Genomic DNA, 13118 nt, shown 5'->3' on the forward strand with positions numbered 1-13118 from the left:
GCGCCCCCGTACGCGACGGGCACCGCACGCAGGACACGTACCACGAAGGAGTCGTCATGACCGACGGTCTCAAGACCATCGTCTATCCCGTCAAGGACCTCACGCAGTCCAAGGCGCTGTTCACCGCACTGCTCGGCGTGGAGCCCTACGCCGACGAGGCCTACTACGTGGGCTTCCGGACCGCGGGGCAGGAGGTCGGCCTCGATCCCAACGGCCACGCGAAGGGCATGACGGGGCCGGTTCCGTACTGGCACGTCTCCGACCTCAGGGCGACGCTGAAGGGGCTGCTCGACGCCGGTGCGGAGACCCTTCAGGACGTCCAGGACGTGGGCGGCGGCAAGCTCATCGCCTCCGTGAAGGACGCGGACGGCAACCTGGTCGGGCTCGTGCAGGATCCGGCCGCCTGACCGTCGGCCGCCGGGCGCCCGGAGCGCGGGTGAAGAAGGCCGTGCACGGGATCCCCGTTTGAATGCATCGGCACTAGTTGCACGGTCAATGAATGGCCGGATCTCTGTTACCGTTCAGTTATGGCAACGGAAACGTCCGACGCCCGGCTGGAAGACCAGTGGCGGGACATCCTCGCGGTCCACGCGCGCACGATGTGTGAGATCGACCGCGCGCTGCATCCTCACGGTCTCGGCGCGAGCGATTTCGAGGTCCTCGACATCCTCGCCTCGCGCGTCGCGGAGCCCGGCGAACTGTGCCGCGTCCAGAACATCGCGGGCCAGGTCCACCTGAGCCAGAGCGCCCTGTCCCGGCTGATCGGCAGGCTGGAGAAGGAGGGCCTGGTGGAGCGCACCGTCTGCCAGGAGGACCGGCGCGGCGTGTGGGTGGCGCTCACCCGGCAAGGACGCGACCTGCACTCCGAGGTGCTCCCGCTGCAGCGGGCGGTCCTCGCCCGGATGCTGCACGACTAGGACCAGTTCACCGGGGGGCACGGACGGCGGTCGGCCCCGCGACGGCAATGTGCGACTCCCGACGGCCTCGACCCCGTGGCAGGCCACGACGTGAGCCCGGCGACCCGCGCCCGGTGGCGCGGGCCGCCGGGCTCGTGGATTCCGCGGAATCCCGGGTCCCGGCAAGGTCTCGCGTCGGCGGGCTCAGTCCGCCGGCCGGGCCAGCAGGGTGCGGACGCCTTCCGAGGTGAGCGTCAGACCGTGCGACGAACTGGCGTCGATGGTGAGCGCCAGGTCGCCCGAGGGCCACTGGGAAGCGAGCGCCCGGAGCGGCACCAGCCGGTAGCGCGAGACGAACGGCAGCAGCTCGGCCATCTCCAGTTCGGAGGTGAACACCGGCACCACCTGGGCGCCGCCCGGCTGGTCCAGGACGGGCAGCGCCACGGCCGAGGGGTCGGCCATGCCCTCTTCGACGGCGTCGTCGGGCACGGGGACCAGCACGTCGCTGCCCGCGAGCGTGTCCAGAGCCGACGTGTCCTCGTTGTTCTCGGCGAGGGCGTTCAGGGCCTCCTGGGCCGGTGTCGGGGCGGCCTTGGGCCGGTCGTGGTTGTTCGAGGGTGTGTCCATGGCAGATCCCGGATAGTCGCGGACGGGACACCCGGGACACGGTCGTTCCCGGGCGCAACGCCCGACGCGTACCCACCCTCGTACGCGGCAACCCTCGTGATCCCTTCCGGGCCGGAGCGGCATGCCCTCGGACGGCGGTCCGAGCCGGTCGCGGCCCGTGCGGGGTGCCGGGTCCAGGCCCTCGGGGCCCGGGCTCGGCACGTCCGCCGCGGCGCGGTGCGGGTTCGCTTTCGGTACCGCGCTTTCCGTCGCACCGAACAGGGACGGTCACTTCAGGTACGGGCCGTCGCTCCCGATCTTGCCGGGACCGCCGAGCACATAGACCCGGAGGTTGCCCTTCCCCGGTGCCGGCACCGTGAGCGTGCCGTTGGAGACGGTCTTCACGTCACCCGTGACGGCGTCCCGGTAGGTGCCGTTCGGGATGCCGGTGTAGGTGGCGTCCCCGGTGACGGTGACGAGGGCGAAACTGTCGGTGGACCCGCTGGTGTAGCGGCGCTTGAACGCCATCGAGCCGGTGATGCCTTCGGTGGAGTACTGGCCCGACTGGAGCGCCGGGATCGCGCGGCGGATCCGGTTCAGCCGCTGGAGGTGCTTGACCAACGGCTGGTCCAAGGTCGTGGCGACCTCGCCGCTCGCCGAGTCGGCCTTGCCGAACTCGGACGCCGTCACGGACCCGGCGAGGTGGTCGCCGTAGTAGGCCCGGCCGGTGCTCGCGAGCGGACACGTGGGCCCGCAGTCGATCTGCTTGCCCTTCTGGAACTCGATCTCCGAGCCGTAGTAGAGGGTCGGGATGCCGCGGAAGGTCCACATCAACGACATGTTCTCGGCCCAGGCGTCGGTGCCTCCGCTGTAGCGGGTGCTCGACTTGTTGGGGCCGTAGTCGTGGCTGTCGACGTAGACGACGTTGTAGGTGGCGTCGTTGACGGAGTCGTCCGAGTCCTTGCCGTTGTTGTAGGCGTTCTGCGCGTCGCTGAAGTTCATGTGCATGCGCATGTCGATGATGTTCATTCCGCTGAACCGGCTGTGGTCCGGCGCGTGGTAACTGTTGCCGCTGAGAAAGGCGTTGGTGGACGTGGGCTGGTTGCCGGTGCCGAGCTGCTCCTCGTAGTCGTACTGCTCGATGGCCGCGGTCGTGTCGTCGGCGCTGTACTCCTTGCGCTCCTTCCACGTGAAGAACTGTGCCGAGTGGTTCACGGAACCGCGGTTCCACTTGTCGTTGACGAACGCGCCGACCTCGCCGAAGACGAAGAAGTTCTGTGCCGCCTCCGCTCCGAACTTCTGGGTGACGCGCTCCTGGATGGCGGGCAGGAAGCGGCGGTTCCAGGTGACGCGCGGGATGTGTACGGCGGTGTCGACGCGGAATCCGTCCACGCCCATGTCGATGTACTTGTCGTAGGCGCCGATCAGGTAGTTCTGCACGGGTGCCGACTCGGTGTTGAAGTCGGCGAGATCCTCGTGCAGCCAGCAGGAACGGGAGTCCTCTCCCTCCCAGTTGCCGATCCAGCACTGGTGGTAGTACGCCTTCGGGAACATGCCCGAGGTGGGGCTCGGCCACTGGCAGTTGTACAGGGTGTAGCCCTCGGCGCTCTTGCCTCCGGTGGGCTTGCCCCAGTTGACGCAGGTGTTGCCGGAGGGTTCGGCCGTCGACCACAGGTCGCCGTTGTAGTACGACTTCCCGGACTTGGGCTCGACGGTGAGCCCGTCGTATTCGAAACCGTCGTTCTTCTCGTCGTAGTACCAGCTCCACTGGGAGTCGCGCACTCCGTACACCGTCGGGGTGAACAGGCCCTTGGCACCCCACCGGGAGCTGTGGTTGTAGACGACGTCCTGGTAGATCTTCATGCCCTTGGCGTGGGCCGCGTTGATCAGGTCCTGGTAGGAGGCGCCGGCCGACTCCAGTCGCGGGTCGACCTTGTAGAAGTCGTAGCCGTGATAGCCGTGGTAGTCGTAGTCCGAGCGGTTGAGGACCACGGGGGTGATCCAGACCGCGGAGAACCCGAGGGCCTTGATGTAGTCGAGCTTGTCGACCAGGCCCTTGAAGTCCCCGCGGAACATGGGGTCTTCGTTGGCCGCGTTGCCGGACTTCACGTGCTGGCTGCCGCCACGGTTGTTGGAGCTGTCGCCGTCGTAGAAGCGGGCGGTGAGGACGAAGTAGACGGGGTCCTTGCGCGGATCGGTGCCCAAAGGGGTGCCGGCCGCGGGTTCGGGGGCCTTCTCGCCGGTCGTCACGGTGGCCTCGGCCGAGGCGGGCGACGTGTTGCCCGCCGCGTCGACGGCCTTCACGGTGTACGTGTAACTCGTCTTCTCCTCCAGGCCGGTGTCGGACCACACCGTCGAGCCGACGTCGGCGACGAGGGTGCCCTGGGTGCCGCCAGTGCGGGTCACTTGGTACTTCGTCACCGCCCTGTTGTCGGTGGCCGGGTCCCAACTCACCACCACCGAGGTGCCGGTGGCGTTCGCGGTGACCTCGGTGGGCGCGGTCGGGGCCTCGGTGTCGGGTTCCTCGGCGGCGCACGGGTCCTCGGCGCCGGCGGTGGCCTTCTGGTTCTGCACGGTCGTCGTGCCGGTGGCGATGGTGTAGTCGGCGCTGTTGTTGTTGTCCCAGACGCCGTTGCCGTTGTTGAACGCGGCCTTCAGCGAGGTGGCCGTCCCGATGTCGAGGGTCTTCTTCCACCAGCCGGTGCAGGCCGCTTCCATGCCGAGGCCGGGGACGGTCGTCCAGGAGCCGCCGGCGGGCGCGTAGTGGATGTTGGCCGTGGTCCAGCCGGAGGTGGCGGTCGAGTAGTAGACGGTGGCCTGGTTGCCGCTCCCGGTGCCGCCGTCGGCGCACGGGTCGCTGTGCGCGATCACCCCGTCCTTGACGGTGATGTCGCCCGTGCCCAGGGCGTAGTTGCTCCCGCCGTTGTTGTCCCAGGTGCCGCTCCCGTTGTTGAAGGTCGCCTGGAGTCCGCCGGCCGATCCGAGGTCGACGGTTGTCTTGACCCAGTCGGTGCAGGCGGTCTCCATCCGCACGCCGGGGACGGTGGTCCAGGAGCCTCCGTCGGGCGCGTAGTGCAGATAGGTGGCCGGCCAGTTCTTGGTCTTCGTGTAGTAGAAGACGGTCGCGCTGTTCGACGCGGCAGCGGTGGGCGTCATGGGGGCAGGGTCGTCGCCGGGCGGGACCAGCCCGAACAGTCCGAGCGCCGTCACGAAGGCGAGGACCGGGCGCAGCAGCAGGGGTGGGGGTCTACGTCTCATCGCGGGTCTCCAACGGGAGCCGGGGAGCGGGGAGTTGCTCTGCAAGAAGAACCGGAAAGTTCCTGAAAGCCCTTGCAGGCGGAAGCTACAGGGACATGACAGAGACGTAAAGAGATCCCGCAGCGCCCGGTACGCGGTGCCGTCCTGCCGCCCTCGGCGGCGCGCGAACGCCGTAGCCGCTGCCTGCTTCGTGCTTCGTGCTTCGTGCTTCGTGCTTCGTGCTTCTAGGGCGCGTATCGGAAGTGGGTCTTGGAGCGGCTTGGTATCTGGGCATACAAGCTTGTCTCGCAAGATCGTCAGCGGTCGATGGGCAGGTACTGGTAGTAGTCGGCTGTGGCAGGAGACTTGTGGAGCCCAGTGATTTCGATGGTCGGTGTGGCTGTAGGTGGTGCGTTGACGTATCTGACCCAGCGCACGACGCAGCGGGCAGCTGACCGGGCTGACGGACAAAGGCGGGCTGCGGCGCGGGCGGAGGAGCGACGTGCTGAGCAGATCAGGACCGTGCTGGAGTTCATCCGGTGCGCGCTGGAGGCTGAGGGCGTGGCGCATGCGAGGCCGCCCCGATGGGAGGTCGGTGATGACTGGTATGTGACGGCCAGGCCGGCGATGGACGGTCTTCGAATAGCCGAGAAGAGCATCGAGTTGCTGTGTGCCCCTGGCCTTCACTCACCGACGACCGCCTACGCCCGCGCCCTGAATCAAGCGGTCTGGCAGGAGCGTGACGAGGGGAACCTGGCCGAGCGCCTGGAGCCGTTCAAGGCGGAGTTTCTCGCCCTGGCACGCCGCAGCCTGACCTGACGCCGTCAGGTCACAGCCACTCGTTGATCGCAGCCACCAGCACGGTCGCCGCGTAGCGCACACCAAGCTTGTCGTACCTCGTGGCCACGGCCTGGTGCCTCTTGAGGCGGTTGATGCCGCATTCGACAGCGTGGCGCTCACGGTAGTCGACCGGGTCGAACTTCGGTGGCCGGCCGCCGCGCCGCGATGTCGGCGCTGTTGGTGATGTCGGCGACGACGTATTCGAGGGAGTCGATGCCCTGCGCGGTGGCGGCGAGGGCGTCCTCGTTGCGGCCCACGATGATGACGTGGTGGCCGTCACGGGCGAGCGTCTGCGCGGTGACCTGCCCGATGCCGGATCCGCCGCCGGTGAGGAGAATGATCTTCTGGTTCATGGCTGTTCCTTGGATGTGAAGCGTTGCAGGGTTGGTCAGGCTTCGTCGATGACGAGGCCCAGGCTGTGGGGGTCGCGTTCGTCGGGGTCGGGGCCGTGCCGGACGCCGGTGTCGAGCGCGTCGATGGCGCCGAGTTCGTCCGCGGTGAGGGTGAAGTCGAAGACGTCGAAGTTCTCGGCGATGCGGGCCGGGTCGGTCGACTTCGGGATCGCGGATCGGTCCTGCTGGAGGTGCCAGCGGAGCATGACCTGGGCCGGCGTCTTGCCGTGCGCGCCGGCGATCTTGGCGAGGGTCGGTTCGGTCAGGGTGCTGGTGCGGTTCTCGCCCCAGCCGGGGTAGAAGGTGATCCCGCCGATCGGCGACCACGCCTGGGTGAGGACGCCGTGCACGCGGTCGCTGTCCTGCACGCCGGGCTGGGTGAAGTAGGGATGCAGCTCGACCTGGTTGATGGCGGGGACGACGTCGGTGCTCGCGATCAGGGCGTCCAGGTGCTGGGGCATGAAGTTGCTGACGCCGATGGCCCGGACCTTGCCGTCGGCGAGCAGCTTCTCCAGTCCGCGGTAGGCCGCGATGGTCTGCTCGAAGCGTGCCGGTGCGGGCTGGTGAAGGATCAGCAGGTCGATCTGCTCGACGCCGAGCTTGCCGGCTGCCTTGTCGAAGGCGTGCTGGGTCTGGTCGTAGCCGTAGTCGCTGACCCAGACCTTGGTCTCGATGAAGACGTCCGAGCGGTCCAGGCCAAAGCGGCGGATGCCCTGGCCGACCTCGCGCTCGTTGCCGTACACGGCTGCGGTGTCGATGTGCCGGTAGCCGGTGTGCAGTGCGGTCTCGACGGCGGCGGCGGTCTGTTCGGGGGGCGACTGGAAGACACCGAAGCCGAGGGCCGGCATCACGAGGCCGTTGTTCAGAGTGAGGGTGGGGGTGGTGTTCATGGCGGGAGGCTCCTTGTGGGTCAGCGGGCAGCGGCCGGTGCCTCGACCGGCGCGTCGGCGGGGCGAGCGGGTGTGGGAGTGGTGTGGGCGAGGCGGCGGCGGGTCAGCGTCCACACGGTGAGTCCGGCGAGGGTGATGGCCAGGGAGGCGGTCATGATCGCGGTCCAGCCGCCGGCCGACCACAGGGGGCCGGCGATCGCCGAACCGAGTGCTCCGCCGAGGAAGTTGCTGACGACGAAGGCCGTGTTGAGGCGGCTGCGGGCGGAGCCGGGCAGGGCGAACAGCCGGGTCTGCCCGAGGACGAGGATGGACTGGGCGGCGATGTCGAGGGCGATGACGACCACGACGAGCGCGACGACTGAGTTGCGGCCGGCCAAGGCAGCGGCCAGGGACAGGCCCAGCAGGGCTAGGGCGAGTCCGGTGGCGGGGACCGACCAGCCGCGGTCGTGCAGGGCGCCGGCGCGGCGGGCGGCGAGGGCGCCGGCGAGGCCGGCCAGTCCGAGCAGTCCGATCTGGCTGACGGAGAACGAGAACGGCGGCGCGGTCAGCAGGTAGGTCATTGACGTCCAGAACATGGAGAACACGGCGAAGCTCGCTGCGCAGATTGCCAGGGTCGGTGCGGCCGCGCGGTGGTGGGCGACGGTGGTGAACACCGAGGCGAGCAGGCGCGGGTAGGGGACCGGCTCGCGGGGTGCGAGCGGCGGGATCACCGTGCGCAGGACACCGGCGAGGAGAAGCGTGATGGCGGCGGCGATCACGTAGATGGCCCGCCAGCCGAGCAGGTCGGCGATGAATCCGCTGATGGTGCGCGAGAGCAGGATGCCGATCAGGGAACCGGAGGCGACGGCGCCGACGACTCGTCCGCGGCGTTCGGGCTCGGCGAGTTCGCTGGCCAGCGGGGTCAGCAACTGCGCGCCGACGGTGGTCAGTCCGACGCCGCCGAGTGCGGTGAGGAGCACCGCGAACGAGGGTGCCAGTGCGGCGCCGAGGAGGGTGGCCGCGGACAGGGCGAGGATGAGGGGGATGAGGCGGCGCCGGTTGAGGACGTCGCCGAGCGGCACGATGAGGAAGATGCCGAGCGCGTATCCGACCTGGGTGACGGTCACGAGGGTGGCGGCGCTCGATGAGGAGACGCCGAGCGACGAGGCGATGACCTCGATCAGGGGCTGGGCCCAGTAGAGGTTGCCGACGGCCATGCCGGCGGCGATCGCGAAGACGAGCGTGCGGGCCGGGGTCATCCGGCGGTCGGGCACGGAGCCGGTGGTCGGCCCTTTCATGCGAGTGGTCCTTTCCAGGGAACTGGGGCGCTGCTGGGCGCGAGGGAGGGGGAAGGCGGTCGACGGCGTCCCGTGGGAGGGGCGGCTGCAGGAGGGGACTTGCAGCTGCACCAGCAGGTGAGGCGGGCCGCCGGTGCGGCGCCTACTTGAAGGTGCGGAGGAGTTCGAGCATGCGCGGGTCCTGGTGGGTGAATCCCACCCCGGGCTGCCCGCGGTCGAGTTCGGCGATCGCGGCCATCTCCTCGCCGCTCAGCTGGAAGTCGAACACGTCGAGGTTTGCGCGCAGCCGCTCGGCGCGGGTGCTCTTGACCACGAGGGCGATGTCGCGCTGGGTCAGCCAGCGCAGGATGACCTGCGGGACCGTCTTGCCGTGGCGGGCGGCGATGCGCTCCAGCACCGGGTGGGTGAGCACGTCGGGGTTGCCCTGCGCGAGCGGTGACCACGCCTGCAGGATCGTTCCGTGCTGGTCCAGCAGGGCCTGCATGTCGGTCTGCTGGTTGAACGGGTGGGTCTCGCGCTGGTTGACCGCGGGCACGACGCGGTTGTGGGTGATCAGGTCGGCGTAGCGGTCGGGGTAGAAGTTCGACACACCGATCGCCCGGATCAGGCCCTCGTCGTACAGCTCCTCCATCGCCCGCCATGCGCCGTAGTAGTCACCGAACGGCTGGTGGATGAGGTAGAGGTCGAGGTAGTCCAGGCCCAGGTTGTCGAGCGAGACCTTGAACGCCTGCTTCGTCTTCTCGTAACCGTGGTCCTTGAACCACAGCTTCGTCGTGATGAACAAGTCCTCGCGCGGGACACCGGCACTCTTCAGCACGGCGCCGAGGGCCTTCTCGTTGTAGTAGCGGGACGCGGTGTCGATGAGCCGGTAGCCGGCTTCGAGGGCGGCGGTGACGGCCTCGGTGACCTCCGCGTCGCTCATCTGGAAGACGCCGAGCCCGAGCTTGGGCATCTTCACACCGTTGTTCAAAGTGATGGACTCCATCAGTTCCTCAGCTTTCGTGGCCGCCCGTAAGAGGGCGGGGTTACGCCGGCCGGGGCAGGCCAGGGGCCGGTGTCCGGCCGGGGTCACGTCGTGAAGGAGGTGGGGGCGCAGCTGTCTGCTGCCTGGTGTCAGGCGCGGACGATGGCGATGTTGAAGTCGAACGTGCCCAGCGCGGCCGACATGGCGAAGTAGAACGGCCCGTACATCTCCACACCGCGTGCGCCGCGGATGCCGCCGAGGTCGACGACGGCCTTGGCCGGCCAGCCGAACTGCCCGATCAGTTCCGTGACGGTCGCCTTGGCGTCGGCGTCCTCGCCCGCGACGAAGATGTTGTGCTCGCCCGGCACGCGCTCCGGGTGGACCATGACCTCGGCGAACACCGTGGTCAGGGCCTTCACGACGCGGGCGTCGGGGTAGGCGCGCTGGATCTGCTCGCCCAGGCTGTCGGTGTTGGCGACCGTCAGCGTCGGCGGCAGGCCCTGCGACAGGTCCAGCGGCAGCGCGATGTCCCAGAGCACCTTGCCGGACAGGTTCGCGGCGCCGGCCGCCTCCAGCACGGTCAGCGAGATGGCGCCCGGGCTGGCGTTGACGACCAGGTCACCGTGTACGGCCGCGTCCGCGAACGGCAGCAGCCGCACTGCCGGGTGCTCGCCCTGCCACTGGCCGAAAGGCACGTTGCCCATCGCGTCGGGCTCGGTGCGCGCCAGGGTCTGCTCCACATCGCGGGTGCCGATCACCACGTCGTGGCCGAGCGTGGTGAGCTTGCCCGCGAGAGCACGGCCGACCATGCCGGTGCCCAGAACAGCGATCTTCATGAGGTTCTCCTCGAACGGTTTCACACAGATGACCGGCCTGCCGGGGCGGAAGGCCCGCGGCCGGACCCCGAAAAGGCGGGGCACGTTCTATGCAACGGGAGACGGCCGTGACGAGGGAGCCTGCGCTGTGAGGGGTACTGGCAGAGACCCCCACGGTGTCCATTCCGGCGCTAGTCCCCCCGGGATACAGGCGCCAAGGGGGCCGGCACACGGGCAGGATCCGGCGGTGAGGTGTGTCCCTCGCGACCGCGAGGCGGTGCCCGGACGGTGCTCCCCCTGGGGGCACAGCATGTTTTGTCGGTCGCTTCGGCCCTGTCCGAGGGGCTGTTGAACGCCGAGCGCCGCACCCGATCTATCAACCAGGTGCGGCGCGAGTCCGAGAAGCTCTTGAGGGCTTGGAGATGGCTATGGCTGACGGGCCGCAGGAGATCGCGATGAGGCCCGATCAGCCCGCGAAGCAAGGCAACCCTGTACGGCGCCGGGGCTGAGAGCCTGTGCGGCATGGGTACGTGCGGTCACCCTGGGCCGTGGTCGGCGGAGTCTGACCCGCAGCGGTAGGTGTCCAGCCTGCTCTGCGGCAAGGTCGCGTTGCGCGCCGGTGTCAGCGTTGGGCCGTCAGGATGCGAGGGCGGCACGCCCGGCGATGTAGATCGCGGCCTGCTCGGTCACGCGGGCGCCAAGGCGTTCGGCGGTGACGATGTCCGACTTCGGGATCGCGTCCGCGCCGGCGTCGTACCGGCTCTGGGAGCCGGCGCCCACGTAGTAGCCCAGGCGGTTCGGCTGGCTCTCCGAGTTGGCGTCCCCGAAGCCCGGCAGCTGGCCAAGGCTGATCCAGTGCATGCCGTGCTGGGCAGCCAGAGTGACGAAGTAGCCCAGGGTGGAGGACTTATCGCCGCTCAAACCGCCGGAGATGGTGAAACCAGCAGCGTACTTGTCGGACCACGTCCGGCTGATATAGCGCTTGCTGCCCGCTTCGGCGAAGGCGTGGAACGCGGCGGAGGCGGTGCCCATGTAGGTAGGGGAACCGAAGATGATCGCGTCGGCGGCGTCCAGCTGCGCCCACTGCGCGTCCGTGATCGTGTCCACGGTGACGGACACCACTTCGGCACCGGCTTCGGCAGCACCGCGTGCTACCGCCTCGGCCAGGGCAGCGGTGTGGCCGTTGGACGAATGGAACGCTATGGCGACAGTGGGGCGGAGGGGGGATGACATGGGGTTTTACTCCAGGTAGGGGTTCAGGGGGATGCGTGCGGGGCGGCTTGCTGTCACCAGGGCAGCTGCTTGCCGTCCCGGAAGAAGAGACCGGTGGGGCCGTCGTCGGGCAGGGTGGCGGCCCAGACGACGCCCTTGGCGCCGTCGGCGACAGGGCGAGCCCATCCCTCGGAGCCCGGGCGGGTAGCGGTGACTCCGGGGCACACGGCGTTCACGAGGACGTTCGCGTCCTTGAGCTCCTTCGCCGTTTTGATCGTGAGCCCGTTGAGTGCGGTCTTGGTCAGGGCGTAGGCCGTGATCGGCATCTCGCCGAATCGGTCCATCTCGAAGCCGGGGTAGTTGACCAGCCCGTAGTCGGGGTCCCAGAACGACCCGGCACCGCTGGACACGTTCACGATCCGGCCGTGACCGGCGGCGACGAGGAGTGGCAGCATCTGCTGGGTGACGCTCCAGGTGCCCACGACGTTGGTCTGGAACTCGAGCATCAGCTCGTCCAGGTCCTTGTCCGCGACGGTCGGGGAGGCCACCATCACGGCCGCGTTGTTGATCAGGACGTCGAGGCGGCCAAGCCGCTCCTCGACCTGCCGGGCGGCCGCTGCCACGCTGGCACGGTCGAGGAGGTCCAGCTCGAGAGCGGAAGCGTCGAAGCCCTCCTGGGCGAGCTCTACGGCGAGAGGCTCTACCTGGTCGAGCGTTCGGGCGGTGAGGATGACGTGGAAGCCCTCGGCGGCCAGCTGCCGGGCGGTCTCGAAGCCCAGCCCTTCGCGTCGGCCGGATCCGGTGATGAGCGCGGTACGCATGTCTGTGTTCTTTCGTATGGCTAAAGGCGAGCAGGGACAGGGCGGGTGCGGGCGGAAACGTGCTGGTCGCAGCGCGTGCGGGCGACGGCGCCGCCGTGGGGTTCAGAAGGTGAGGACGACGCGCCCGCGCAGGCCGCCGGCCTCCAGCAGCCGGTGCGCCTCGACGGCTTCCTCGGCGGGCAGGGTCTTCGCCACGCGCGGGACGAGCCGTCCCTCGTCCGCGAGCTGCTGGATGCGGACGAGCTTGGCGTGCTCGCGGGCGTAGTGCGGGACGAAGGTGTTCTGCGTGGCGATGCCGCGTTCACCGGTGTTCGCACTGGCGATGGACGAGGACGCGGCCCGGCCGCCGTCGCGCACCGCACGCAGCGCCTGCTCGGCGATGCCCGCCGTGTCGATCAGGCCGTCGACGCCGTCCGGCTCCTCCTGGCGCACCAGGTCCGGGAACTCGGCCCCGCGCGGCAGGACGACGTCGGCACCGAGGTCCTGGACCAGCTGCTCGTCCTTCGATGCCGCATCCGCGATCACCCGGTACCCGTCGGCCTTGGCCAGCTGGACCGCCGAGCCGCCGACCGCGCCGGCGGCACCGGTGACGGCCACGGTCGCGCCCGCGGGCAGATCGAGCAGGTCCAGTGCCATGCGCGCGGTCAGGCTGTTCATCGGCAGCGTCGCGGCCTCGGCGTCGCTCAGGCCCTCCGGGATACGCACGACGGACTCGGCGGGGACGACGATGTGCTCCGCGTAGGCGCCGTGGGTGCCGGAGACGACCACGATCGCCATCACGCGGTCGCCGACCTGCAGGTCGGTGTCGGTTCCCTGACCGATCTCCCCGACCACGCCGGCCGCGTCCATACCGGGCACGTAGGGCGGCTCGATGCCGGCCACATGCGCGATACCCCGGCGCACCAGGGCGTCAACCGGGTTGACGGCCGCCGCGCGCACCCGGATGCGGATCTGTCCCGGTCCGACCTCGGGCACCGGCAGGTCCAGCATCCGCAGTACCTCCGGGCTGCCGAACTCAGTCAGTCCTACGGCTTTCATGGAAGGCTCCATTCACGATGATCTACGGCGTACGGCTCGATACGCATCCGTCGGCATCATCGAGTCAACCGATTCCGACCGCAGGGTGGGAGTCCGCGCTGTGAGGGGTAATGACAGGGACCCCCACCCG

Annotated in this window: 13 protein-coding genes; 3 read left to right on the forward strand and 10 right to left on the reverse strand. The window is 69.1% G+C overall.

From position 1 onward, the window contains the following. The first annotated feature begins 56 nt into the window (after positions 1–56). Together BKI49_RS02240 and BKI49_RS02245 are read left to right on the forward strand one after the other, a co-directional pair. Complete coding sequence (locus tag BKI49_RS02240) at positions 57–407, forward strand: VOC family protein (protein WP_095932469.1); 351 nt, start codon at positions 57–59, stop codon at positions 405–407. A 120-nt stretch (positions 408–527) separates the two neighbouring features. Then, positions 528–917 (forward strand): MarR family winged helix-turn-helix transcriptional regulator, encoded by a 390-nt coding sequence (locus tag BKI49_RS02245; protein WP_095932470.1) that lies wholly within the window; start codon positions 528–530, stop codon positions 915–917. Positions 918–1100: 183 nt separating this feature from the next. Here the strand turns inward: BKI49_RS02245 and BKI49_RS02250 are convergent, their stop codons facing one another. Further along, the gene (locus BKI49_RS02250) at positions 1101–1523 is read right to left on the reverse strand and encodes an SseB family protein (protein WP_095932471.1); all 423 of its coding nucleotides are present in this window, start codon (positions 1521–1523) and stop codon (positions 1101–1103) included. Between the two features lie 267 nt (positions 1524–1790). Next, complete coding sequence (locus tag BKI49_RS02255) at positions 1791–4760, reverse strand: carbohydrate binding domain-containing protein (RefSeq protein WP_095932472.1); 2970 nt, start codon at positions 4758–4760, stop codon at positions 1791–1793. A 393-nt stretch (positions 4761–5153) separates the two neighbouring features. Between BKI49_RS02255 and BKI49_RS02260 the strand changes: the two genes are divergently transcribed. Next, complete coding sequence (locus tag BKI49_RS02260) at positions 5154–5558, forward strand: hypothetical protein (protein ID WP_143658350.1); 405 nt, start codon at positions 5154–5156, stop codon at positions 5556–5558. A gap of 137 nt (positions 5559–5695) precedes the next feature. Here BKI49_RS02260 and BKI49_RS02270 read toward each other — a convergent pair whose 3' ends face one another. The 8 genes from BKI49_RS02270 to BKI49_RS02305 all read right to left on the reverse strand — a co-directional run bounded on the left by BKI49_RS02270 (position 5696) and on the right by BKI49_RS02305 (position 12988). Next, positions 5696–5932, reverse strand: coding sequence for an SDR family NAD(P)-dependent oxidoreductase (locus BKI49_RS02270; protein ID WP_095932474.1), 237 nt, complete (start codon positions 5930–5932; stop codon positions 5696–5698). A gap of 35 nt (positions 5933–5967) precedes the next feature. Further along, positions 5968–6861 carry an aldo/keto reductase gene (locus BKI49_RS02275; RefSeq protein WP_095932475.1) on the reverse strand — a complete coding sequence of 298 codons (894 nt, stop codon included), beginning with the start codon at positions 6859–6861 and terminating at the stop codon, positions 5968–5970. A 20-nt stretch (positions 6862–6881) separates the two neighbouring features. Next, positions 6882–8138 (reverse strand): MFS transporter, encoded by a 1257-nt coding sequence (locus BKI49_RS02280; RefSeq protein ID WP_095932476.1) that lies wholly within the window; start codon positions 8136–8138, stop codon positions 6882–6884. Positions 8139–8280: 142 nt separating this feature from the next. Further along, the gene (locus BKI49_RS02285) at positions 8281–9123 is read right to left on the reverse strand and encodes an aldo/keto reductase (protein ID WP_095932477.1); all 843 of its coding nucleotides are present in this window, start codon (positions 9121–9123) and stop codon (positions 8281–8283) included. Between the two features lie 128 nt (positions 9124–9251). Continuing rightward, positions 9252–9938, reverse strand: a complete 687-nt coding sequence (locus tag BKI49_RS02290; protein ID WP_095932478.1) for an NADPH-dependent F420 reductase — start codon at positions 9936–9938, stop codon at positions 9252–9254. A 615-nt stretch (positions 9939–10553) separates the two neighbouring features. Beyond that, positions 10554–11150, reverse strand: a complete 597-nt coding sequence (locus BKI49_RS02295) for a flavodoxin family protein (protein WP_095932479.1) — start codon at positions 11148–11150, stop codon at positions 10554–10556. A 53-nt stretch (positions 11151–11203) separates the two neighbouring features. Further along, positions 11204–11950: an SDR family NAD(P)-dependent oxidoreductase gene (locus BKI49_RS02300; protein ID WP_095932480.1), complete on the reverse strand. Its 747-nt coding sequence runs from the start codon at positions 11948–11950 to the stop codon at positions 11204–11206. Positions 11951–12052: 102 nt separating this feature from the next. Continuing rightward, positions 12053–12988, reverse strand: coding sequence for an NADP-dependent oxidoreductase (locus tag BKI49_RS02305; RefSeq protein ID WP_095932481.1), 936 nt, complete (start codon positions 12986–12988; stop codon positions 12053–12055). Between the last annotated feature and the right edge of the window lie 130 nt (positions 12989–13118).

Origin of the sequence: Streptomyces sp. Tue6028 (genome assembly GCF_002300165.1) — a bacterium.
Taxonomy (GTDB): Bacteria; Actinomycetota; Actinomycetes; order Streptomycetales; family Streptomycetaceae; genus Streptomyces; species Streptomyces siamensis.

Coding starts and splice junctions, on each gene's coding strand:
- BKI49_RS02250 (WP_095932471.1), bottom strand. CDS start 1,523: ATGGACACACCCTCGAACAACCACGACCGGCCCAAGGCCGCCCCGACA.
- BKI49_RS02275 (WP_095932475.1), bottom strand. CDS start 6,861: ATGAACACCACCCCCACCCTCACTCTGAACAACGGCCTCGTGATGCCG.
- BKI49_RS02285 (WP_095932477.1), bottom strand. CDS start 9,123: ATGGAGTCCATCACTTTGAACAACGGTGTGAAGATGCCCAAGCTCGGG.
- BKI49_RS02300 (WP_095932480.1), bottom strand. CDS start 11,950: ATGCGTACCGCGCTCATCACCGGATCCGGCCGACGCGAAGGGCTGGGC.
- BKI49_RS02305 (WP_095932481.1), bottom strand. CDS start 12,988: ATGAAAGCCGTAGGACTGACTGAGTTCGGCAGCCCGGAGGTACTGCGG.
- BKI49_RS02255 (WP_095932472.1), bottom strand. CDS start 4,760: ATGAGACGTAGACCCCCACCCCTGCTGCTGCGCCCGGTCCTCGCCTTC.
- BKI49_RS02240 (WP_095932469.1), top strand. CDS start 57: ATGACCGACGGTCTCAAGACCATCGTCTATCCCGTCAAGGACCTCACG.
- BKI49_RS02290 (WP_095932478.1), bottom strand. CDS start 9,938: ATGAAGATCGCTGTTCTGGGCACCGGCATGGTCGGCCGTGCTCTCGCG.
- BKI49_RS02270 (WP_095932474.1), bottom strand. CDS start 5,932: ATGAACCAGAAGATCATTCTCCTCACCGGCGGCGGATCCGGCATCGGG.
- BKI49_RS02295 (WP_095932479.1), bottom strand. CDS start 11,150: ATGTCATCCCCCCTCCGCCCCACTGTCGCCATAGCGTTCCATTCGTCC.
- BKI49_RS02280 (WP_095932476.1), bottom strand. CDS start 8,138: ATGAAAGGGCCGACCACCGGCTCCGTGCCCGACCGCCGGATGACCCCG.
- BKI49_RS02245 (WP_095932470.1), top strand. CDS start 528: ATGGCAACGGAAACGTCCGACGCCCGGCTGGAAGACCAGTGGCGGGAC.